The sequence below is a fragment of the Streptomyces fradiae genome (genome assembly GCF_041270065.1).
In the GTDB taxonomy this organism is placed as follows: domain Bacteria; phylum Actinomycetota; class Actinomycetes; order Streptomycetales; family Streptomycetaceae; genus Streptomyces.
On sequence record NZ_CP065958.1, the window covers coordinates 3167794 to 3189929 of the forward strand.

Sequence of the window (22136 nt, forward strand, 5' to 3'; positions counted from 1 at the left end):
TTTTCGTGCGCGCCCGTGCGTTCCGCCCGGTTTCCTCGCTCTCGCCCTCACCCCCCAGGGGACAGTCATGACCACAAGCCCCGAGTTGACCTCGGAGTCCCGGGAAGTCACCGCTCAGGACCTGCCTTCCGCCACGCTCGGCGGGGACAACAAGCGTTCGATCGAGCAGATCACGCTGCTGCTGTTCATCACGGTGCCCTTCCTGGCGCTGGTCGCGGCGGTGCCGCTGGCCTGGGGGTGGGGGGTGAGCTGGCTGGATCTGGGGCTGATGACGGCGATGTACTTCATCGGCTGCCACGGGATCACGATCGGTTTCCACCGCTATTTCACGCACGGTTCGTTCAAGGCGAAGCGGCCGCTGCGGATCGCGCTGGCGATCATGGGGTCGCTGGCGGTCGAGGGGCCGCTTGTTCGGTGGGTGGCGGATCACCGCAAGCACCACAAGTTCTCGGACGCGGAGGGCGACCCGCATTCGCCGTGGCGGTTCGGGGAGACGGTGCCGGCCCTGATGAAGGGGCTGTGGTGGGCGCACATCGGCTGGATGTTCGACGAGGAGCAGACGCCGCAGCACAAGTACGCGCCGGATCTGATCAAGGACCCGGCGATCCGGACGATCTCGCGCCAGTTCGTGCTGTGGACGGTGGTGTCGCTGGCGATCCCGCCGCTGGTGGGCGGTCTGGTGACGATGTCGTGGTGGGGGGCGTTCACGGCGTTCTTCTGGGGCTCGCTGGTGCGGGTGGCGCTGCTGCACCACGTCACGTGGTCGATCAACTCGATCTGTCACGCGGTCGGCAAGCGTCCGTTCAAGTCGCGTGACCGTTCGGGCAACGTGTGGTGGCTGGCGGTGCTGTCGTGCGGCGAGTCCTGGCACAACCTGCACCACGCGGACCCGACCTCGGCGCGGCACGGGGTGCTGCGGGGGCAGGTGGACTCCAGCGCGCGGCTGATCCGCTGGTTCGAGCTGGCGGGCTGGGCGTCCGACGTGCGGTGGCCGGCGCAGGCGCGGATCGACGCCCGGCGCCAGGACGCGCCCGTCGACGCGGCATGATGGAAGACGTGGCGATCGACGGCAGTACAGGCAGTGCGAGCAGCACGAGCGAGCAGAAGCCCCGGCGTGGCCGCCGGGTGAGGATGACGGGCGCCGAGCGCCGGGAGCAGCTCCTCGACATCGGTCGCACGCTGTTCGCGGAGAAGGGCTTCGAGGGCACGTCGGTGGAGGAGATCGCGGCGAAGGCCGGGGTGTCCAAGCCGGTGGTGTACGAGCACTTCGGCGGCAAGGAGGGCCTGTACGCGGTCGTGGTGGACCGGGAGATGCGCCAGCTGCTCGACATGGTGACGGGCGCGCTGACCGCGGGCCATCCGCGGGAGCTCCTGGAGCAGGCGGCCTTCGCGCTGCTCGACTACATCGAGCGCTATACGGACGGCTTCCGGATCCTGGTCCGCGACTCGCCGGTGGCCCAGTCGACCGGCACGTTCGCGTCGCTGATCAGCGACATCGCCACCCAGGTGGAGGACATCCTGGGCCTGGAGTTCAAGGCCCGCGGCTTCGACCCCAAGCTGGCCCCGCTCTACGCCCAGGCCCTGGTCGGCAGCGTGGCCCTGACCGGCCAGTGGTGGCTGGACGTCCGCAAGCCGAAGAAGGCCGAGGTCGCCGCCCATCTGGTCAATCTGGCCTGGCACGGCCTGGACGGCCTGGAGCAGAAGCCCCGCCTGATAGGGCACCGCAAGAGCTGAGGATCTTCGAAGGGGTGGGGGCGGGGCGCCGTGCACGGCGCCCCGCCCCCGTCTCATTCCAAGGGCTCCAGGAATTCCGGCCGGCTGCCGACCGGATCCTCGTAGGGCGCCCTCAGGAGGTCCTCACTGCCGATCGGCGCGGCGAGCTGGACGTGGTCGACGGCGGATAAGGACATCAGGCGGCCTTCCTCGCGAGGGCGAAAATCCGGCGGAACGGGAACGCGGTGCCGTGCGGGCCCGGCGGGTAGGCCTCGCGGAGGCGGTCGCGGTACTGGGCGAGGAAGGCCTCGGTGGCCGCGGGGTCCTCGCGCAGGGCGGTGAGGACGGGGCGCAGGGCGGTGCCCTTGACCCAGTCGAGGACCGGGTCCTCGCCCTGGAGCAGCTGGATGTACGTGGTCTCCCAGACGTCCGTCTCGCAGCCGAGGTCGGCGAGCCGCTGCAGATAGTCGACGGGCTCCAGGATGTGTACGAAGCGCCGCCCCTGGTCGCCGATCCGGTCCCGCCATTCGGGGCTTTCGCACAGCTCGCCGAGCAGGGCGTGGCTGGGCGAGGTGAAGTTGCCGGGGACCTGGAAGGCGAAGGTGCCGCCGGGCCGCAGTCCGTCGATCCAGACGGCGAAGGACTCGGGGTGGTTGGGCACCCACTGCAGGGCGGCGTTGGAGACGATCAGGTCGTACGGCTCGTCGGGTGTCCAGTGCGCCGCGTCGGCCTGCCGGAAGTCGAGCCAGCCGCCCCCTGACGTGGTGCCGGCCCAGTCCTTCTCGGCCCGTTCCAGCATCTCGGGCGAGAGGTCGAAGCCGGTGATGTGCGCGTCGGGCCAGCGGTCGGCGAGGAGGACCGTGACGTTGCCCGGTCCGCAGCCGAGGTCGGCGATGCGGGCGGGGCGCGGGTGGTTCGGCAGCTGCGGTATTCGTGCGAGCAGATCGAGGAACGGGCGGGTGCGATGACCCGCGTGGCGCAGGTACTGCTGTGGGTCCCACGTCGGTGCGGCGGAGTCCACGGAATGCATGTTCGAAGCCCCCTTGCTGGAACGAGTTGCCGAAACGGAACGGAGTTCCGGCCCGGTCCCTTCCCCATAGTCAAGAAGACTATATCTCGATGTCAAGAAACTCGATACCGAGAGACTTGACGTCAAGAGACTTTATGTCAACAGACCCTCTACACTGATCGTCATGGAGGACGAGGTCGACCGATTGGTCGCTGCATGGCGTCGCGAGCGCCCGGACCTCGACGTGGAACCGCTCGAGGTGCTCAGCCGTGTCTCACGCCTGGCCCGCCACCTCGACCGCGCTCGTCGACTCGCCTTCTCCGAGCACCAGCTGGAGCCCTGGGAGTTCGACGTACTGACGTCGCTGCGCCGGGCCGGCGCGCCCTACCAGCTCTCCCCCGGCCAGCTGCTCACCCAGACCCTGGTCACCTCGGGCACCATGACCAACCGCATCGACCGGCTCGCCAAGAAGGGCCTGGTGGAGCGGCTTCCCGACCCCAGCGACCGGCGCGGCGTCCTGGTCCGCCTCACCCCCGAGGGCCGCGACCGCGCCGACCAGGCGCTGGCCGGACTGCTCGCCCAGGAGCGCGCCATCCTGGCCCGCCTCCCCCGCAACCAGCGCGGCGAACTGGCCGATCTGCTACGCCAGTTGACCGCCCCGTTCGACAACCTCCCCGGCTAGCACCGGCCCCGGGAGCACCGGCGCCGGCTCCTCCGCCGGGTCCACGCCGGCCCGCCGGGCCAGCGCCACCGCCGCGAGCGTCGAGTGCACGCCGAGCTTGCCCAGGACGTTCTGCATGTGCGTCCGCACGGTGTGCGGCGACAGGAAGAGCCGCTCGGCGACGGCCTTCCGCCCGAGCCCGGCCACCATGCACCGCAGCACTTCCCGCTCCCTGGGCGTCAGCGACTCCACGAGCCGCTCGCTCTCCGTACGGTGCCGGCGGGCCTCCGTCAGCTCCCGCAGCACCCCGGTGAGCAGCGCCGGCGGCAGATGCGTCTCGTCCCGCAGCACTCCGCGCACCACCGCGAGCAGCCGCTGCAGCGAGGAGTCCTTGGCCACCCAGCCCCAGGCCCCGGCCTGCAGGGCGAGCGCCGCCCGGCGGGCGTCGTCCCGCTCCGCGAGCACCACGCTGCGCAGCCCCGGCCGGCCCTCCCGGACCTGCCCGACCAGCTCGACCCCGTCGCCGGAGCCCAGCTCGGCGTCCACGAGCATCACGTCGAACCGCCGCCCCTCCGCGGCCGCCCGGTCCAGGCAGCGCAGGGCAGCCGGCCCGCTTCCTGCTGCGGCGACCTCCACGTCGGGCTCCGCCGCGAGGGCGGCGGCCAGCGATTCTGCGAAGACACGGTGGTCGTCCACCACCAGAACCCGGATACGGGCCACGGACACCCCTCATGTGGTCGAGGAACGGCCCCGGCACGGGTACGACGCCGGGCGCGGGCCGCCACTCGCACGGCCGCCGCCGTGCCAGACAGATACCCCCGCCCCGGGCGCCGTACCCGGCGGGTCTCGATACCCCTGATCAGCACCGGCCCCCACCGGCGCTGCGACCAGACTAGGGGCGCCCCCGACGCCCCGCGGCGAAATCGCCGAAGTCCCCCCGCACGCGCGACACGCACGGGAGCGGCCCGCGCGTCACCGAAGCCGACGCGCACCGTCCCCCGGAACGACCGGGAACACCCGGGGCTCGGCGAACCCGGCAGCAGCAAACGCCTCCGCGACCGCACCGGCCACCTTCTCGGCCGCCGACTCGTCCACAAGGACCACCGCGGAGCCGCCGAAGCCGCCCCCCGTCATCCGCGCGCCGAGCGCGCCCGCCCCGACCGCCGCCGCGACCGCGAGGTCGAGTTCCGGGCAGGACACCCGCAGATCGTCGCGGAGCGAGGCGTGCCCCTCGACGAGCAGCGGGCCGACCGCGCGCGGGTCGCCCGCGTCGAGCAGGGCGATGGTGCGGGCGACGCGCGCGTTGTCGGTGACCACGTGCCGTACGTACCGGCGAACCGTTTCATCGGTCAACCGCCCGAGCGCTGCGGGCAGATGCGCGGCATCCACCTCGCGCAGCGTGCGCACGCCGAGCGCCCGCGCACCTGCCTCGCACCCGGCGCGCCGCTCCGCGTACGCGCCGTCCCCGAGGGCGTGCTTGACCCGGGTGTCCACGACGAGCAGCCGCAGCCCGTGCGCGGCGAGGTCGAAGGGCACCTGCCGGTACGACAGGTCACGGGTGTCGAGGTGGAGCGCGTGGCCCTCGGTGGCGCAGGCGGAGGCCATCTGGTCCATCACCCCGCACGGCACGCCGACGAAGGCGTTCTCGGCGCGCTGGGCGACCACGGCGAGTTCGGGGCGGCTCAGCCCGAGCCCGTACAGGTCGTTCAGGGCGAGCGCGGTGACGACCTCCAGGGCCGCCGAGGAGGACAGACCCGCGCCGGTCGGCACGGTGGACGCAACGTGCACGTCCGCGCCGCCCACCGGGTGCCCGGCCGCCCGCAGCGCCCACACCACGCCCGCCGGGTAGGCGGCCCAGCCGTCGATCGTGCCCGGCTCAAGGGCGGTCACGTCCAGGCGTACCGGACCGCCCGGCAGGTCGCGGGAGTGCAGCCGCAGGACCCCGTCGTCGCGCCGGGACACCGCGGCCACGGTGGTGTGCGGCAGGGCCAGCGGGAGCACGAAGCCCTCGTTGAAGTCGGTGTACTCACCGATCAGGTTGACCCGCCCGGGCGCGGCCCAGACCCCCTCGGGCCCGGCCCCGTACAGCGCGCCGAACTCCGCCGCAACACCGTTCATCCGTTATCCCTGCTCCTTCTTCTGCGCGAACGCCCACGCGTCCTCGACGATGGCCGCCAGATCCGGGCGGGACGGGGTCCAGCCGAGCCGCTCGCGGGCGGCGTCGGCGGAGGCGACGAGCACGGCCGGGTCGCCGGCCCGGCGCTCGGCCATGACCTCGGGCACCGGGTGGCCGGTGACCTTGCGGACGGTCTCGACGACCTCGCGGACGGAGAAGCCGTTGCCGTTGCCGAGGTTGCAGATCAGGTGCTCGCCCGCGGTCATCGCGTCGAGCGCGGCCAGGTGGGCCTCGGCGAGGTCGGCGACGTGGATGTAGTCGCGGACGCAGGTGCCGTCCGGGGTCGGGTAGTCGTCGCCGTAGACGTTGATGGCCTCGCGCTTGCCGAGGGCGACCTGGAGGACCAGCGGGATGAGGTGCGACTCGGGGTCGTGCCGCTCGCCGCACTCCTTGTAGGCGCCGGCCACGTTGAAGTAGCGCAGCGAGACGGCGGCCAGGCCGTGCGCGGCGCACTCGCCGGTGATCATGTGGTCGACGGCCAGCTTGGTCGCGCCGTACGGGTTGGTGGGCGCGGTCGGCGCGGCCTCGGTGATCGGCACGGTCTCCGGCTCGCCGTAGGTGGCGGCGGTGGAGGAGAAGACCAGCTTGCGCACGCCGGCCGCGCGCATGGCGGCGATCAGCGCCATGGTGCCGCCGACGTTGTTGTCCCAGTACTTCTCCGGCTTGGCGACGGACTCGCCGACCTGCGAGAAGGCGGCGAAGTGCAGCACGCCGTCGAAGGACGCGTCGAGCCACTTCGCGGCGTCCTGGATGCGGCCCTCGATGAACTCCGCACCGGCGGGCACGCCCGCGCGGAAGCCGGTGGACAGGTCGTCGAGGACGGTGACCTCGTGCCCCGCCTCCAACAGGTGGGCCGCGACCGTGCTGCCCACATAGCCGGCTCCGCCCGTCACCAGGTACTTACTCAACTGCTTGCCACCTCTCGGAGTCTGTCGGCCGCGGACTCCGGCGACACGTCGTTCATGAACGCGCCCATGCCGGATTCGGTGCCCGCGAGGTACTTCAGCTTGCCAGAGGCCCGCCGGACGGTGAAAAGCTCCAGGTGCAGCGCGAACTCCTCGCGGCCCGCGCCGGTGACCGGGGCCTGGTGCCAGGCGGAGATGTACGGGGTCGGGGGCGCGTCCGGGCCGAAGATCCGGTCGAAGCGGCGGAGCAGCTCCAGGTAGACGGACGGGAACTCGGCGCGGGCCGCCGCGTCGAGCCCGGTGAGGTCGGCGGTCCGCCGGTGCGGCTGCAGATGCACCTCGTACGGCCAGCGGGCGGCGTACGGCACATAGGCGGTCCAGTGCTCCCCGGCGAGCACCACCCGCTCGCCCGCCCGCTCCTCGGCGAGCACGTCCTCGAAGAGGTTGCGGCCGGTGCGGGCGCGGTGCGCGGCGGCGCTGCGGAGCATGGTGGCGGTGCGCGGGGTGGTGAAGGGGAAGGCGTACACCTGCCCGTGCGGGTGGGCGAGGGTGACGCCGATCTCGGCGCCGCGGTTCTCGAAGCAGTAGACCTGCGCGACGCCGGGGCGGGCGGACAGTTCGGCGGTGCGGTCGGTCCAGGCGGCGAGCACGAGGGCGGCGCGCTCCTCGTCGAGCTCGGCGAAGGAGGCGTGGTGGTCGGAGGTGAAGCAGACCACCTCGCAGCGCCCGTTGGCGCCGGAGAGCGACGGGAAGCGGTTCTCGAAGACGGCGACCTGGTAGTCCCCGGCCGGGATCTCGCTGTGCCAGGCCTCGGTGGAGGGGCAGAGCGGGCAGCTGTCGGCGGGCGGGTGGTAGATGCGGCCCTGCCGGTGGGAGGCGATGGCGACGTGCTCGCCGAGCAGCGGGTCGAGGCGGATCTCGGAGGCGGAGACGACGGGGTCGAGGGGGCGCGGGTCGACGGCGTCGCGCGCTCCGCCCTCGCGGGCGGCGTCCTCGACGTCGTAGTAGATGAGCTCGCGCCCGTCGGCGAGACGGGTGACGGTCTTCTTCACGGCGGGCGGCTCCCTCAGCCATCCAACAAACAGAACCACCCATAAAAAAGCACAATCAAACATCGACGCGCAACACTCAACCCGATCCGTGCCACGGATCGGTAGCAACGAAGGGTTGAATCAGGGTTGAAGGAGGGTTACGGGTCAGGCCCGCGGCGCCGGCACGCGCACCGGCACCCGGTCCAGCAGCCCCGTCCGCGCCGCGAGCGCCGCCGCCTCGAGACGTGAGCCCACGCCCAGCTTCATGAGCACCCGCTGCACATGGGTGCGCGCCGTGCTCGGGGCGATCGCCATGCCCGCCGCGATCACCCGGGTGTCCTCGCCCTCGGCCACCCGGACCAGGACCTCCGCCTCGCGCGGGGTCAGCAGCCGCAGCAGCCGCTGCCCCTCGTCGTCGGGCTGCGCGGCCGGGTTCAGGAGCTCGGCGAAGGCCGCCTGGATCAGCTGCGGCGCCACCGCGGCCTCGCCCGCGCGCGCCTTCACCAGGGCGCGCTCGACGCCCTCGATCCGCTCGTCGTGGCGGACGTAACCGGACGCGCCGGCCGCGAACGCGGCGGCGATCCCGCGCGGCGACGGCACCGGACCGAGCACCACCACCGCGATCTGCGGCCGCTCGCGCTTGATCCGCACGACCGGGTCGAAGGTGCCCGGTTCGGCGGGCGCCGCCGTGCCGATCAGGCAGACCTCGGGTGCGCGGCTCACCACCAGCTCCGCGGCCCCGGCCACGGGCGCCGCCGCGGCGAGCACCCGGTGCCCGCGCAGCTTCAGCGCCGAGGCCAGTGCCTCCGCGTGCAGTCGGTGGTCGTCGACCACCATGAGCCGTACGCCCATCGTTCGTTCCCCCATCCCCGGACCGGCCTTCCCCTGGCCGCCCTGCCCGGCAAGCTACACACTCCCCCGCCCCGCTTTGCCCCAATCGCACGAGGGGCCCCTCCGAAATCGGAGGGGCCCCTCGACGGACGTCAGCGGTCTCAGCCGGTCGTGGTGAAGGCCACGGCCAGGTACCGCTTGAGCGTGGAACTGCGGGTCGACGTCTTGCTCACCCTCGGCTCCGCGATGAACAGTCGGCCGTCCGCGTACCGGAACTCGGCGTTGGTCGCGGTGAAGCTGGTCTCGACCTCCCGGGTGGACTTGACCGACGGGTTCTCCATCAGCAGCGTCGACTTCATCGTGCCGCCGTCGATGGAGACGACCTGCCCGCCCTTGTCGTAGGGCGGCCACTTGTACGCGATGAGGTTGCCGCCGTCCATACGCAGCGGGATGAGGTTGTAGCGGTCGCCCGCGTCGGCCTTCTCCGGCACGAGCTTGCCCGTGGCGAGGTCGAAGCCGACGATCTCGTTGGTCTCGTCGCCGTACTCACCCGTGCTGCCCTCATGCTCCTCGGTCGGCACGTAGAGCCGGCCGTTGCCGACGAGGACGTGCGTGCAGGACTCGACCTCCTGGGAGCAGCGGGGCTCGTAGCGCTCCGGGTCCGCGGCGATCTTCGCCTTCAGTTTCCCGGTCTTCTCATCGATGGAGAAGAAGTCCGTGACGCCGCTGCCGTCGCCGGAGGAGCCGCCGACCTCGGCCGCGACCACCAGAGGCTTGGTGGAGACGACGTTCGCACCGTCCACGCCCGGAGGCATCTTGTACTGCGAGATCGGCGCGCCGGTGAGCGGGTTGAGGTTCTGGATGGTGATCGTCGGCTCGTCGACCGATCCGCACCTGCGGACCGCGACGAGGCCTCCTTCGCCACCGCCGTAGCCCACGTCCTCGCAGTCCCCGGCGCTGGTCTGCGGCTTCCAGCGGGGGTTGCCGTTGGCCAGGTCGAACGCGGCGCCACCGTCGAGACCGCCGGCCGCGACGGTCTGGCCGTGCAGGGTGACCTCCGCGAAGCCCGCCTTCTTGTCGCCGACGGCGCCGCCGCTGATCGAGCTCTGCCACACCAGCTTGCCAGTGGTCAGGTCGACCAGGCCGACCTCGGTGCACGGCTGGTAGTAGCGCGGCGCCGTGCGCTTGGTGGCCTCGAAGAGGATCGGCAGCTTGTAGTCGGCCGTCATGTGGCGCGAGGTGCCGCAGACCTGGCCGGTCAGGGGCAGGGTCCACAGGACCGTGCCCTTGTCCAGGTCGTAGCCGACGATCGAGTTGACGCCCGGCTTCACGTACGCCTTGTCGGTGATCCAGGAGCCCGGGACATCGGTGAGGTCCGACACCGGGGGCTCCTCGAACTGGAAGGCGAGCTTGGACTTGGTGTTCGCCGGCACCTTCTCCTTGCCGCCCCCGCCGATGCCGCCCGCAGCGCCGTCCTTGCCGCCGTCCTGACCGGCGCTGGTCCCGCCCGAACCGCCCTTGGCGGTGTCGTCCCCGTCACCGCCGGAGTTCGCGTACCAGATGCCGCCGCCGACGATCAGCGCCACGGCGACGACCGCCGCGATGACGATCTGCATCTGCGCGGACAGCTTCTTGCCGCCGCCGGGGGCCGGCGGAGGCGTCTGCTGCGGGTACATCGGCTGCGTCGGGTAGCCGTACGGCTGCTGGGGCTGGCCCTGCGGCGGCTGCGGCTGCTGCGGGTAGCCGTACTGCTGTGGCGGCTGGCCGTACGGGGGCTGCACGGGCGGCTGCGGCTGCGGCTGCTCTTGCGGGTAGCCGTACGGCGGCTGCGCCGGGGGCGGCGGGGGCGTGGGCGCCCCGAAGCCTCCGTGGGGAGGCTCCTGCGGCGCGCCGAACCCGCCCGGGGGCGGCCCCGGCGGCTGGTTCGGCGGAGGGGGCGGCTGGGTCATGGCTGAGGACACCTCGGTCGGATCGGGAAGCGGACGGCGAAACGGACGGCGGATCAGGCGGAACGGAACGGGCGGGGGTCCGCCCGGCGGCCGGCGCCGGACAGACCCCCGGGCGTCACTTGGCGTACGCCATCATCGTCTTGGTCTCCTTCTCCTCCTTGTCGTTGGAGGCGGAGACCCGGCCGGACGCGATCACGAACGTGCCGTTGGAGTACGCGTACTTGGCGCTGTAGAAGGAGGTCTCCATCGAGGAGACCTCGGCCTGGCCCTGGATCAGCACCTTCGGCGCGCCACCGGTCGGCGCGAGCGTCGCGACCGCGCTGCCCGTGTCGTACCGCGGCTCGATGTAGAGCAGGACGTCCGAGCCCTCCATGCGCAGCGGGCTCATCTGCTGCTCACCGGGCGCCTTGGAACGCCACTTCGCCTTGCCGGTGTTCAGGTCGAAGGCGATGACCTCGTTGGGCGTGCCGTACGCGGTCTCGGTCGCCATGTAGAAGGTGTTCGCGTCGGCGGCGACACCGGTGCAGCCCTGGAGGTTCTTGCCGAAGATGACGAAGCTGCCGCCGCACTTCGGGGCGAACTTGTCGGTGCCGCCCTGGATCTGCGAGCGCTCCTTGCCGTCCGCGGTGAGCGAGAAGATCGCCCACTTCTTCTGCTCGCGCTGGGTGGCGGAGACGACCAGCGGGTCCACCGAGTAGACCTTGTCGACCTCCCAGGTCGCCTGCAGCTTGAAGGTCCACTTGGTCTTGCCCGTGGTGGGGTCGACCTCGCTGATCTGGTGCTGCTCCTTGTTCACGTCGCCCGAGGGGCACTGCGAGGCGGCGATCAGCTTGCTGCCGCCCGCGAACGCGTACGGCTTGCAGCCGCTGGTGGGGCCGGTGAAGAGCTGCTTGCCGTCGGCGAGGGAGAAGCCGTAGGCGGAGCTGGAGCCGGAGGCCGTCACCGTGTTGCCGCTGATGGCGAGGGTGTTGTCGGAGAAGGCGAAGAGGCCGGTCGGCTTGGGGATGGACTTCTTCCAGCCCGCCTTGCCGGTGTTGAGGTCGACCTGCTGCATCTCCAGGCACTTGGCGCGGTCGCCGGCGGAGTCCTTGTAGCCGAAGACCATGATGCCGTCGGCGGACGGCTGCGGCGGCGCGGCGCACAGCTCGTTGGGCACGTCGATGTGCCACTTGCTGGAGCCGTCGGCCAGGCTGTAGCCGTCGATGCCCTTGTACATCGCCTTGACGACGGTGTCGCCGACGATCCACGGGCCGTAGACGTCGGAGCCGTTGCGCGGCAGGTCGACGTTGTTCTTGAGCAGCCAGCTGATCTTGGCCTCGCCGTCCTTGCGGCCGGCGTTGAGGTCCTCGGGACCGCCGTTCTCGCCGTCGCCGCTGCCGTCGCCCTTGTCGACGGACTCGGTCGGCTTCGGCCCGGTGGTCGCGGACTGGGTCGGCTCGGCGACCGGGTCCTTCTCGTCGTCGCCGCCGATGGCGAACCAGGCGCCGAGGCCGATGACGAGCGCCGCGGCGACGGAGGCCGCCACGATGATGCCGGGCTTGCCCTTGAAGGGGTTCTTGCCGCCGCCACCGCCGGGCGCCGGGGGCATCGGGGCCGTCGGGTAGGCCCCGTACGGGCCGGGCTGCGGCTGGCCGTAGGGGCCGGGCTGCTGCGCGTACGGACCGGGCTGTTGCGGGTACCCGTACGGACCGGGCTGGCCCGGCTGCTGCGGCGCCTCCTGCGGGTAGCCGTACGGGCCCTGCTGAGGTGCCTGCTGCGGGTACCCGTACGGGCCGGGCTGCGCTGCGGGCTGGGCCGGAGCGGTGGGCGGGGCGGTCGGCGGAGCCTGCGGCGGGACCGGCGGTGCCTGCGGAGGCATCGGCGGGACCGGCGGGACGTTCGGGTCCGGAGCGCCGAAGCCCCCCGGCGGCTGGTTGCTGGGCGGCTGGGTCATCAGCGCTTCCCCCTTGATGTGAGCGGGTTTTCTTTCTACCACTCACCGGATGGCGCAAAAGCGACCGGTCCGTCCCTTGTTCCCAAGGGAGGACCGGTCCGTGATGCCAGCGTTACGCGTCCTCTACGACATCTCTACGCGTCTTCGGCGAGTTCCAGCCAGCGCATCTCCAACTCTTCGCGCTCACCTGCGAGTTCCCGGAGCTCCGCGTCCAGTTTGGCCACCTTTTCGAAGTCCGTGGCGTTTTCGGCGATTTGAGTGTGGAGCTTGCTCTCCTTCTCGGAGATCTTGTCGAGCTGTCGCTCGACCTTCTGCAGCTCCTTCTTCGCAGCGCGGGCGTCGGCGGCCGAGACGCCGGACTTCGCCGAGGCCGCGGGAGCGGCCGGCGCCGGGGCGGCGGCCTCGATCATCCGCTGCCGCCGCTCCAGGTATTCGTCGATGCCGCGCGGCAGCATCCGCAGGGTCCTGTCGCCGAGCAGCGCGAAGGTGCGGTCGGTGGTGCGCTCGATGAAGAAGCGGTCGTGGGAGATGACGACCATCGAGCCGGGCCAGCCGTCGAGCAGGTCCTCCAGCTGGGTCAGGGTCTCGATGTCGAGGTCGTTGGTGGGCTCGTCGAGGAAGAGCACGTTCGGCTCGTCCATGAGCAGCCGCAGCAGCTGGAGCCGGCGCCGCTCGCCGCCCGACAGGTCGCCGACCGGCGTCCACTGCTTCTCCTTGGAGAAGCCGAACTGCTCGCACAGCTGCCCGGCGGTCATCTCCCGGCCCTTGCCGAGGTCGACCCGGTCGCGGATCTGCTGCACGGCCTCCAGGACCCGCAGCTCGGCGGGGAGTTCGGTGACGTCCTGGGAGAGGTAGGCGAGCCGCACGGTCTTGCCGACCACGACCCGGCCGGCGGCGGGCTGGATGTCCCCCTCCGTGACGGCGGCATCGGCAAGCGCCCGCAGGAGTGAGGTCTTGCCCGCGCCGTTGACGCCGACCAGACCGATCCGGTCACCGGGGCCGAGCTGCCAGGTGAGGTGCTGGAGGAGCGTCTTCGGACCGGCGGTGACGGTCACGTCCTCCAGGTCGAAGACGGTCTTGCCGAGCCGGGCGTTGGCGAACTTCATCAGCTCGCTGCTGTCGCGCGGCTCCGGCACGTCCGCGATGAGCGCGTTGGCCGCCTCGATCCGGAAGCGCGGCTTGGACGTACGGGCGGGGGCGCCGCGGCGCAGCCAGGCCAGCTCCTTGCGGACCAGGTTCTGCCGCTTGACCTCCTCGGTCGCGGCGATCCGCTCGCGCTCGGCGCGCGCGAAGACGTAGTCGGAGTAGCCGCCCTCGTACTCGTACACCGTGCCGCGCTGCACGTCCCACATGCGGGTGCAGACCTGGTCGAGGAACCACCGGTCGTGGGTGACGCAGACGAGCGCGGAGCGCCGCTCGCGCAGGTGCTGGGCGAGCCAGGCGATGCCCTCGACGTCGAGGTGGTTGGTGGGCTCGTCGAGGACGATCAGGTCCTGCTCCTCGATGAGCAGCTTGGCGAGCGCGATGCGCCGCCGCTCGCCGCCGGACAGCGGCCCGATGACGGTGTCGAGGCCCTTCTCGAAGCCCGGCAGGTCGAGCCCGCCGAAGAGCCCGGTGAGCACGTCGCGGATCTTGGCGCTGCCGGCCCACTCGTGGTCGGCCATGACGCCGATGACCTCGTGGCGGATGGTCGCCGTCGGGTCGAGCGAGTCGTGCTGGGTGAGCACCCCGAGCCGCAGCCCGCCGCTGTGGGTGACCCGGCCGGTGTCGGCCTCCTCCAGCTTGGCGAGCATCCGGATGAGGGTGGTCTTGCCGTCGCCGTTGCGGCCGACGACGCCGATCCGGTCCCCTTCGGAGACGCCGAGGGACACCCCGTCGAGCAGTGCACGGGTGCCGTACACCTTGCTGACGGACTCGACATTGACCAGGTTGACGGCCATTTCACTCCTGTACGGGGGGTTCGGTCGACGTCCAGGGTAGACGGGTGGGGCGGGTGGGATAGCGTGCGGTGATTCGTTCGCGAGTGCGACCGCGTGCGAAGACGGGGACGGCGTGCGGGATCCCGTACGGGACGCGTACGGGATGACGTGCGCGAGGGCGTACGGGACGGCGTACGGAACGGGGGCGGAATGACGGGTGGGTCACCCCTCCGTTGTGGGCATACGTTCCGCAGGGGCGGAACGGGTGGGCACAACGGACGGCGCCCCCTTGCCGGGCCTAGGCTTCCGCGCCTGTACGTTCAGCACAAGGGCGCCGCGCTCGTGGTGCGGGTCCAGGCGCAGGTGCGGAACGCGCCCGCATGGGCGCCGTCCCGTGTGCCCACCCGTCCCGCCCTGCGGGACGAATGCCCACACGGGAGGGGGCGAAGGCGGCGCGGTCGTGCCGGTCCTGGACGGGCCCCTGAAGGGCGTCCGGGTCGACGATCTCGTCTCCGACACCCCGTACGCGAAGCCCCCGGAGTGGACCGAGGACTACGCCCGGGCGGACGAGCGGATCACCGTCCCCTGCCCGAACGGGCTGCCCGGCTATCCGCGGCCCGTCACGACGTTCCGGGTGTACGGGACGACGGACGCGAAGGCCCGGGAGTGGCTCGGCAGCCTGGTGGCCGCCGTCGCCGAGGACGTGCGGAAGGACGCGCGCTGCGGCAGGGCGCCGGTGCGGGACGAAGCCGTGCAGTCGTGGCGGTCCTCCCCGCCGGAGGAGGAGCCGGACGGGGAGGAGGAGTGCGGCTGGTTCCGCCCGGAGCTGCTCGGCCCCGCCTGGAAGGACGCCCACTGGTCCGCGAAGGGCGGCACCCACGCCTGGGCCCGGGCCTGCGCCACGACCGTCGGGACGAGCCGGTCCTCGGTGGCGGTGAGCTCCGCGACCTGGTGGGGCGAGGCGCTGCCGGAGGCGCGCGTCGAGTACGGGCGGGAGCTCGCCGCCGTCGGGAAGGGCGCCGGACACGGAGACGAGCAGCAGGCCGGGGAACAGCGGGCCGGGGAGAAGCGGGCCCACCGGCTCGCGGTGTGGGCCGAGGCGCGGTGCGCGGGCGGCCCGGCCCTGCACCGGCTGAGCCTGGAGGGGACGGACCGCGCGCTGCTCGCCGCCCGCGCCGACTCGTTCCTCACGCGCTCGCTGGACGCGTCGGGCGACTGCGACGGCATCGAGGTTCTGGGGAAGGTGTGGGGATGAGCGGGGAGACCGGAGCGGCCGGGCAGACCGTGGAAGGGTTCCGGCGGCGCCGGAGGATCCGCCTCGCGGCGGGCCTGACGGCCGGCGCGGTGCTGGTGGCGGGCGGCGTGTTCTGGCTGTCCGGCGGCTGGGACGAGTGGCGCCACGACCGGGCCCTGGACTCGGCGTGCGACGGCGCGCTCGCGGCCGGGCCGCTGCGGGAGCTGCTCGGCGGGGCCGAGGTCACCGCCGAGACCAGGCTGGACGCGGGGGCCTGGTGGCAGTGCCGGGTGAGCGGGGCGGACAGGGAGAAGGACGGCCGGATCGACCTGCGGGTGACGGTGGACGAGGCGGGCGACCGCCACGCCGATCTCGAATCGGCCGCCACCGACGCACCGCTCGGCCACGGCTGGACCGGCGGCTTCACGTTCGACCCGGACAGCAGATCCGACGACCGGGGCGAGGCGCGGGCCTCACTGCTCCTCGGCTGCGCCGCCAAGCCAGGCGCCGAGTCCGGCGCCGAGTCCGGCGCCGGGATCTCCGCCGAGGTGACCGCCCGGATCTCGCGCGCCGACTTCGCCCTGCCCGAGACCCGGACCCGGCTCGCCGCGGTCCTGACCGGCACGGCCTCGGCCTTCGCCCGGCAGCACGACTGCGCGCCCGCCGAGGGCGAGCCGGTGCGGGAGGTCGGCGTCTCGGTGAACGCCTGGGACTACCGCCCGTTCGCCTCCGTCTCGGGCAGCTGCGCCGGCCTCCTCGACGCCCCGACCGCCGCCCGCTGGGGCGTCCGCACCGCCGTCGAGTCCGCCCCGGGCCCGAAGCCCACGGAGGGCTGCACGCTCGGCGGCCTGCAGGGCGCGCCACTGTACGCGTTCGAGGCCCAGTACGGCGCGGCCCTGAGCTGGTACGAGCGGGAGGAACTGCGGGACCTGACCGCCCCGCCGACGCACGTCGACCCGAAGGGCCACTACGTCCTCTGGGCCAAGTGCCCGGGCGCGGCGCAGCTCGCCGCCTACACGGTCACCCCCGACGACTCGGGCACCCGCGCCGCCACCTCCGGCCCCGCCCTCGACCACCCCGCCCTGCGCAAGGCCCTGCGGTCCTTCGCCGCCCGCTCGGCGCAGACCCACGGCTGCACGGCCCCGGGCACCGCGCCGGTGTACCCCGACATCGACTAGGACCGGCCCTGGGGCGACCGGCTACGCCCGGCCCGCCCGCTCCACCAGGAACCAGCCCGCGAGCGCCATCGCGATGGCCGCCGGGGCGGTCACCCTCAGGGCGATCAGGGTGGCGGTGTGGCCCTCCAGGAGGCCGCCGAGGCCGGTCATGGAGAGGCCGAGGACGCCGAGGAGGGCCAGGGTGATGCCGAGGGCGGCGAGGGGGGCGCCGGTGTCGGTCGCGGGGGCGGCGGGGGCCGGGTGCTCGAAGCGGCGGAAGACGGTCACCAGGAGGGCGGTGAGGACGGCCGCCGCCGCGAGGCGGAGCGGGACCTGGGCCCACCAGGCGCCGGTCGCGGGGGCGGGGAGGTCGACGCCGAGGGTGAGCAGCGCGCCGTACACGCCGAGCATCGCCGTCAGGTGCCAGAGGAAGGCGGTCATGGCGATCCCGTTGGCGGCGACGACCGCCCGCCAGACCCGGGCGCGGGCCGTGAAGCGGGCACCGGGGCCCTTCAGGAGCTCGACCGCGCCGACCAGCCACAGACCGTGGCAGAGCAGGGCGAGGGTGGGCGGGGCCATGTTGGAGACCTGCTCGCCCGGCATGCCGACCATGGACAGCGGATACGGGCCGAGGGCCACCAGCAGCCCCGCGCCCGCCAGACCGGCCGCCGCGAGGAGCGCCGGGCGGCGGATCATGCCGTCGGCGCGCAGGAAGCCGAGCTGGTGGACGGCCAGCCAGACCAGCGCGAAGTTCAGGAACTCGACGTACGGCACGCCCGCCGCGAACCGCAGCACGTCCACCGCGACCGCGCCCGCCACCAGCGCGCCGAACGCGCCCCAGCCGTACCGCCCGTGCGCCTTCAGGAGCGGCGGCGTGAAGGCGACCATGGCGAGGTAGATGCCGATGAACCACAGCGGCTGGGTGACGAGCCGCAGCGCCACCCCGGTCAGCCCGCCGTCCGCGCCGAGCAGCTGGACGGCGAGGGCCAGCACGGCCCACACCCCGATGAAGACCATCGTCGGCCGCAGCAGCCGCTGCAGCCGGGCCCGCAGGAAGGCGGCGTAGCGGGGGCGGGAGCGGTGGGCGAGGGCGTGCGAGAAGCCGCCCACGAAGAAGAACACCGGCATGACCTGCAGCGCCCAGGTCAGCACCTGGAGGCCGGGCACGACGGCGAGCAGGTTGCCGACCTGTCCGTCGGCGGTGACGGCCGCCATCAGCCAGTGGCCGAGCACGACGACCGCGAGCGAGGCGACCCGCAGCAGGTCGACGTAGCGGTCGCGGGTCGCGGGCGTGGCGGCGGCGAGTTCCCGAGCACTGATTCCCATACGGGCACGGTGCCGGGCGGGCCCGGGGCGCCGGGAGCGCTCGGATACTCAACTCGCGCGTGAGTACGAGCCGTACCCACGAGTGCCGCCCGGCCCGGACGGCCCGGCCCGGATGGCGGGAGCGCGCTCCACCGCGCGGGCGAACCCACGGCCCGGGCTGCCGGGCCCGGGGCGGCGGCGGCGCATCGTCTTCTCGTGTCCCACCCCCACGAGGAGAACCCCATGGCACAGCTCCCCCGTCCTTCCCGCCCGGCCCGGCTCGCCACCGCCGTCGCGACCGCCGCCGCCCTCACCGTGCTCGGCGCGGGCCCCGCGCTCTCGGCCGGCGGCGACCCCACGGTGACCGATCCGCGCTTCCTCGCCCACTTCACCGGCGAGGGCGAGACACCCGAGAACATCGCGCTCGAACCCGACGGCTCGGCCGACATCACCTTCGCCTTCGCCCACCAGGTCGCCCGCGTCGCCAAGGACGGCGACACGAAGATCCTCGCCACCCTGCCCGCGGTGGCGAACCCGGACACCCCCGTCGGTGCCGCGATCGCCCTCGGCATCGCCCGCGCCCACGACGGCACCCTCTACGTCGCCTACGCCACCGGCGAGGCGACGACCCACGGCATCTGGCGGGTCGCCCCCGGCGGCGGCACGGCCGAGAGGATCGTGGCGCTGCCCGTCGACACGTTCCCCAACGGCATGGCCATCGACAAGGAGTGCGACACGCTCTACGTCGCCGACTCGGCGCGCGGCGCGGTCTGGAGCGTGGCCCTGAACACGGGCGACGCCACCCCGCAGGCCACGGTCTGGGCCTCCGGAGACGCCCTCGAACCGACGCCGCAGCTGCCCTTCGGCGCCAACGGTCTCAAGGTCCACAACGGTGCCGTGTGGGTCTCCAACTCCGCGCGGGGCACCCTGCTGCGCATCCCGTTCGGCCCCGGCCCCGACCGGGCCGCCGGGCCGGTCGAGGAGCGGGCGACCGGGCTCGACGGGATCGACGACTTCGCCTTCACCGGGCACGGCGACACCGTCCTCGCCGCGCTGATCCAGGCGAACGCGCTGGAGCTCGTCCGCCCCGACGGGAGTCACAAGACCGTGCTCACCGCCGCCGACGGGCTCGACAACCCGACCTCTGTCGCTGTGCACGCCAAGACCGTCTACGTGAACAGCGCGGCCTACTTCAACACGATGGACCCGGACCCGAACCTGCTGCTCGCCCGGATCTCCAAGAACAAGCTGTAGGTCAGTCCAGGACCCTCGCCCCGGCCGCCGGGGAGGTCGCCACGCGGGCCGTCCGGCAGGTGCCGGAGGCGATCAGCGCGGCGGCGACCGACTCGGCGGACTCCGGGTCCTTCACCAGGAACGCGGTCGTCGGGCCCGAGCCGGAGACGAGGGCCGCGAGCGCGCCCGCGTCCGTGCCGGCCGCGAGGGTGGCCGCCAGCGAGGGGCGCAGCGACAGGGCGGCCGGCTGGAGGTCGTTGGCCAGGGCGCCCGCGAGCGCGGTGGCGTCGCCGGTGCGCAGGGCGTCGAGGAGTACGGGCGAGGCGGCCGGCTCCGGCACGGCCACGCCCTCGTTGAGCCGGTCGAACTCGCCGTACACCGCCGGGGTCGACAGACCGCCGTCGGCGACCGCGAACACCCAGTGGAAGGCGCCGCCGGCGGCACCGCCGGCGGCACCGCCGACCGGCAGCTCGGTCAGTCGCTCGCCGCGGCCGACGCCGAGCGCGGCGCCGCCGACCAGGCTGAACGGCACGTCGGAGCCCAGCTCGGCGCAGATGTCGAGGAGTTCGGCGCGCGGGGTGTTCAGGCCCCACAGCGCGTCGCAGGCGAGCAGCGCGCCCGCGCCGTCGGCGCTGCCGCCGGCCATGCCGCCGGCCACCGGGATGTCCTTGACGATGTGCAGGTGCACGTCGGGCGAGATGCCGTGGCGGGCGGCGAGCAGTTCGGCGGCGCGCGCGGCCAGGTTGCTGCGGTCGAGCGGCACCTTGTCGGCGTCGGGGCCCTCGCAGGTGACCGTCAGGGTCTCGGCGGGCGTCGCGGTGACCTCGTCGTACAGCGACACGGCGAGGAAGACGTTGGCCAGGTCGTGGAAGCCGTCGGGGCGGGCGCCGCCGACCGCGAGCTGCACGTTGACCTTGGCGGGCACCCGTACGGTCACGCCGCTCATACCTTCGCCTCCGGCTTGTTCTCGGCGATCCGGGCGAACTCCTCGACCGTCAGCGCCTCGCCCCGCGCCTGCGGCGAGATCCCGGCCTTCACCAGGGCCTCCTCGGCCGCGGCCGGCGACCCCGCCCAGCCCGCGAGCGCGGCCCGCAGGGTCTTGCGGCGCTGCGCGAAGGCCGCGTCGACGACCGCGAAGACCTCGGCCTTGGAAGCGGTCGTGGCGATCGGCTCGGTGCGCCGCACGAGGGAGACCAGGCCGGAGTCGACGTTCGGCGCGGGCCAGAACACGTTGCGGCCGATGGCGCCGGCCCGCTTGACCTCCGCGTACCAGTTGGCCTTCACGGAGGGGACCCCGTACACCTTGTTCCCGGGGCGCGCCGCCAGCCGGTCGGCGACCTCCGCCTGCACCATCACGAGGGTCCGCTCGATGGTCGGGAAGCGGTCCAGCATGTGCAGCAGCACGGGCACGGCCACGTTGTACGGCAGGTTCGCCACGAGCGCGGTCGGCGCCGGGCCCGGCAGCTCCTGCACGTGCATGGCGTCCGAGTGCACCAGCGCGAACCGGTCCTTCTTCCCCGGCATCCGCGCGGCGATCGTCGCCGGCAGCGCCGCGGCCAGGACGTCGTCGATCTCGACCGCCGTCACCCGGTCCGCCGCCTCGAGCAGCGCCAGGGTCAACGACCCGAGCCCGGGCCCCACCTCGACGACCACGTCGTCCGGCCGCACCTCGGCCGTCCGGACGATCCGCCGCACGGTGTTGGCGTCGATGACGAAGTTCTGACCCTTCTGCTTCGTGGGCCGCACGCCGAGTGCGGCGGCCAGCTCACGAATGTCGGCGGGGCCGAGGAGGGCGGAGTCGGGGCTGTCGGGGCCGGTGGTGGTGCTCACCGGTACAGCGTACGGGGCGCGGACGGGCCCCATACACACGTCACCGCACACGTCACTGGTGCAGCCGCCGCCCGCAGTGCGGCCACGGGCTCGCGCCCCGTTGCACGTAGAGCTTCTTCGCGCGGAAGGTCTGTTCCGCCGCCGGGGCGTTCTGGGCGACGCCGGTGCCGCCGAGGGCGCGCCAGGTGCCGGGGTCGAACTGGTAGAGGCCGCCGTAGGTGCCGGAGGGGTCGACGGCGGTGGGGCGGCCGCCGGACTCGCAGGCGGCGAGGGCGCCCCAGTTCAGGCCGTCGGCGCCGGACACGGAGGTGGGCAGGGGGCGGGTGCCGACCCGGACGCGCTGGGAGACGGGCTCACGGACGGTCTCCTCGCCCATGCGGCGCGGCCGCTGCCGGACCCCGTTGACGGTCCGCAGGGCGTACGTGACGCGGCGCACGCCCGGCACGCCCTGGCGTTCGACCAGCTCGGTGCCGGCGAAGAGCTCCGGGTCGCGGGTCCGTTCGACGGCGAACGGCACCGGCTCCTCGCGGATCTCCTGGGTGCCGGTGATCCGCAGCACGGCGACGGTCTGCCCGTCGCGCGGGAAGGAGTCGAGCGGCACCGAGGTGGTGTCCTGCCCGGCGAGCGCGATCCCGGCCTCCTCGGCGGCCTCGCGGACGGTGGCCGCGTTGGTGCGCACGGTCCGCTCCCGCCCGTCCGCCAGGAAGGTGACGGCCCGCTCGGTGCGCACGTCGAGCGCGAGGCCCTGCCGGGAGATCGGCGCCGACCGGGACACCGACAGATACGCGCCCTCCGCCCGCACCCCGAGCTGCCGCAGCGCCCCGTCGACCGTACGGGCGGTGGTCCACACCTGGCGGCGCCGGCCGTCGAGAGTGAGGGAGACCGGACGCCCGTAGCGGACGGCGATCTCGTCGCCGCTGCCCAGGGCGGTGCCGGGGGCGGGCGCGACGATGTCGTGCGCGCCGACCACGAGGCCCTCGTCGGCGAGCAGCTCCTCGACGTCGTCGGCGAAGGTGTGCAGGGTGCGCGGGACCCCGTCGACGGAGACCTGCACGGCCTTGTCGTCGGCGACGAAGGCGCTGGTGCCGCCGGCGAGGAAGGCGACGACGAGGGCCTGCGGGACGATCCGCCGCAGCCCTTCGGCGGCGGGCGGGCTCGCCTTGCGGCGCCGGGCGGCCCGGCGAGCCCCGGAACGGTGCGAAGTGCTCACGAGGCCGGGACCCTAGCCCCGCGCGCGGTCACTCTCCAAA

The 22136-nt window shown here is 73.2% G+C and carries 20 protein-coding genes; 6 read left to right on the forward strand and 14 right to left on the reverse strand.

The genetic code is table 11. From position 1 onward, the window contains the following. Positions 1-67: 67 nt before the first annotated feature. Positions 68-1048, forward strand: coding sequence for an acyl-CoA desaturase (locus tag JAO84_RS14210; protein WP_370413198.1), 981 nt, complete (start codon positions 68-70; stop codon positions 1046-1048). After that, positions 1045-1734, forward strand: a complete 690-nt coding sequence (locus JAO84_RS14215; RefSeq protein WP_265866279.1) for a TetR/AcrR family transcriptional regulator — start codon at positions 1045-1047, stop codon at positions 1732-1734. The genes JAO84_RS14210 and JAO84_RS14215 overlap by 4 nt, the downstream gene beginning before the upstream one ends. A 53-nt stretch (positions 1735-1787) precedes the next feature. Here the strand turns inward: JAO84_RS14215 and JAO84_RS14220 are convergent, their stop codons facing one another. Both JAO84_RS14220 and JAO84_RS14225 read right to left on the reverse strand, forming a co-directional pair. Continuing rightward, on the reverse strand, positions 1788-1910 hold the full coding sequence (locus JAO84_RS14220; protein ID WP_370413199.1) for a hypothetical protein: 123 nt from the start codon (positions 1908-1910) through the stop codon (positions 1788-1790). Beyond that, a complete protein-coding gene (locus JAO84_RS14225) occupies positions 1910-2743 on the reverse strand; it encodes a trans-aconitate 2-methyltransferase (RefSeq protein ID WP_370413200.1) in 834 nt (277 codons plus the stop codon). Before JAO84_RS14225 ends, JAO84_RS14220 begins: the two co-directional genes overlap by 1 nt. A 163-nt stretch (positions 2744-2906) precedes the next feature. Between JAO84_RS14225 and JAO84_RS14230 the strand changes: the two genes are divergently transcribed. Further along, entirely contained in the window at positions 2907-3404 is a 498-nt protein-coding gene (locus JAO84_RS14230) for a MarR family winged helix-turn-helix transcriptional regulator (protein WP_265866282.1), read from the forward strand. Here JAO84_RS14230 and JAO84_RS14235 read toward each other — a convergent pair. The 8 genes from JAO84_RS14235 to JAO84_RS14270 all read right to left on the reverse strand — a co-directional run bounded on the left by JAO84_RS14235 (position 3363) and on the right by JAO84_RS14270 (position 14148). Then, the gene (locus JAO84_RS14235; protein ID WP_370413201.1) at positions 3363-4103 is read right to left on the reverse strand and encodes a LuxR C-terminal-related transcriptional regulator; all 741 of its coding nucleotides are present in this window, start codon (positions 4101-4103) and stop codon (positions 3363-3365) included. The two genes, JAO84_RS14230 and JAO84_RS14235, sit on opposite strands and share 42 nt — an antisense overlap. A 252-nt stretch (positions 4104-4355) precedes the next feature. Then, complete coding sequence (gene galK / locus JAO84_RS14240) at positions 4356-5501, reverse strand: galactokinase (RefSeq protein ID WP_370413202.1); 1146 nt, start codon at positions 5499-5501, stop codon at positions 4356-4358. Positions 5502-5504: 3 nt separating this feature from the next. Beyond that, complete coding sequence (galE, locus tag JAO84_RS14245) at positions 5505-6467, reverse strand: UDP-glucose 4-epimerase GalE (protein WP_265866285.1); 963 nt, start codon at positions 6465-6467, stop codon at positions 5505-5507. Beyond that, positions 6464-7516, reverse strand: a complete 1053-nt coding sequence (gene galT / locus JAO84_RS14250) for a galactose-1-phosphate uridylyltransferase (RefSeq protein WP_370413203.1) — start codon at positions 7514-7516, stop codon at positions 6464-6466. The genes galE and galT overlap by 4 nt, the downstream gene beginning before the upstream one ends. Before the next feature lie 144 nt (positions 7517-7660). After that, entirely contained in the window at positions 7661-8347 is a 687-nt protein-coding gene (locus JAO84_RS14255) for a LuxR C-terminal-related transcriptional regulator (RefSeq protein WP_370413204.1), read from the reverse strand. A 140-nt stretch (positions 8348-8487) separates the two neighbouring features. Next, positions 8488-10275, reverse strand: coding sequence for a PQQ-binding-like beta-propeller repeat protein (locus JAO84_RS14260; protein ID WP_370413205.1), 1788 nt, complete (start codon positions 10273-10275; stop codon positions 8488-8490). A 115-nt stretch (positions 10276-10390) separates the two neighbouring features. Continuing rightward, the gene (locus JAO84_RS14265; protein WP_370413206.1) at positions 10391-12208 is read right to left on the reverse strand and encodes a PQQ-binding-like beta-propeller repeat protein; all 1818 of its coding nucleotides are present in this window, start codon (positions 12206-12208) and stop codon (positions 10391-10393) included. 134 nt (positions 12209-12342) lie between these two features. After that, positions 12343-14148: an ABC-F family ATP-binding cassette domain-containing protein gene (locus JAO84_RS14270; protein WP_265866290.1), complete on the reverse strand. Its 1806-nt coding sequence runs from the start codon at positions 14146-14148 to the stop codon at positions 12343-12345. A 439-nt stretch (positions 14149-14587) separates the two neighbouring features. Between JAO84_RS14270 and JAO84_RS14275 the strand changes: the two genes are divergently transcribed. Both JAO84_RS14275 and JAO84_RS14280 read left to right on the forward strand, forming a co-directional pair. Beyond that, positions 14588-15382 (forward strand): hypothetical protein, encoded by a 795-nt coding sequence (locus JAO84_RS14275; RefSeq protein WP_370413207.1) that lies wholly within the window; start codon positions 14588-14590, stop codon positions 15380-15382. Beyond that, positions 15379-16539 (forward strand): hypothetical protein, encoded by a 1161-nt coding sequence (locus JAO84_RS14280; protein WP_370413208.1) that lies wholly within the window; start codon positions 15379-15381, stop codon positions 16537-16539. The genes JAO84_RS14275 and JAO84_RS14280 overlap by 4 nt, the downstream gene beginning before the upstream one ends. Before the next feature lie 21 nt (positions 16540-16560). Here the strand turns inward: JAO84_RS14280 and JAO84_RS14285 are convergent, their stop codons facing one another. Further along, positions 16561-17844, reverse strand: a complete 1284-nt coding sequence (locus tag JAO84_RS14285; RefSeq protein WP_370413209.1) for an acyltransferase — start codon at positions 17842-17844, stop codon at positions 16561-16563. A 222-nt stretch (positions 17845-18066) separates the two neighbouring features. Here JAO84_RS14285 and JAO84_RS14290 point away from each other — a divergent pair, with 222 nt between their 5' ends. Then, positions 18067-19077 carry a hypothetical protein gene (locus tag JAO84_RS14290; RefSeq protein WP_370413210.1) on the forward strand — a complete coding sequence of 337 codons (1011 nt, stop codon included), beginning with the start codon at positions 18067-18069 and terminating at the stop codon, positions 19075-19077. Position 19078: 1 nt separating this feature from the next. Here the strand turns inward: JAO84_RS14290 and JAO84_RS14295 are convergent, their stop codons facing one another. From JAO84_RS14295 to JAO84_RS14305, 3 genes are read right to left on the reverse strand one after another with little or no spacing between them, the layout of a single operon-like run. Beyond that, positions 19079-20002 (reverse strand): 4-(cytidine 5'-diphospho)-2-C-methyl-D-erythritol kinase, encoded by a 924-nt coding sequence (locus JAO84_RS14295; protein ID WP_370413211.1) that lies wholly within the window; start codon positions 20000-20002, stop codon positions 19079-19081. Then, a complete protein-coding gene (rsmA, locus tag JAO84_RS14300; RefSeq protein WP_370413212.1) occupies positions 19999-20886 on the reverse strand; it encodes a 16S rRNA (adenine(1518)-N(6)/adenine(1519)-N(6))-dimethyltransferase RsmA in 888 nt (295 codons plus the stop codon). Before rsmA ends, JAO84_RS14295 begins: the two co-directional genes overlap by 4 nt. A gap of 52 nt (positions 20887-20938) precedes the next feature. Then, positions 20939-22096: a ubiquitin-like domain-containing protein gene (locus JAO84_RS14305; RefSeq protein ID WP_370413213.1), complete on the reverse strand. Its 1158-nt coding sequence runs from the start codon at positions 22094-22096 to the stop codon at positions 20939-20941. Positions 22097-22136: the final 40 nt, after the last annotated feature.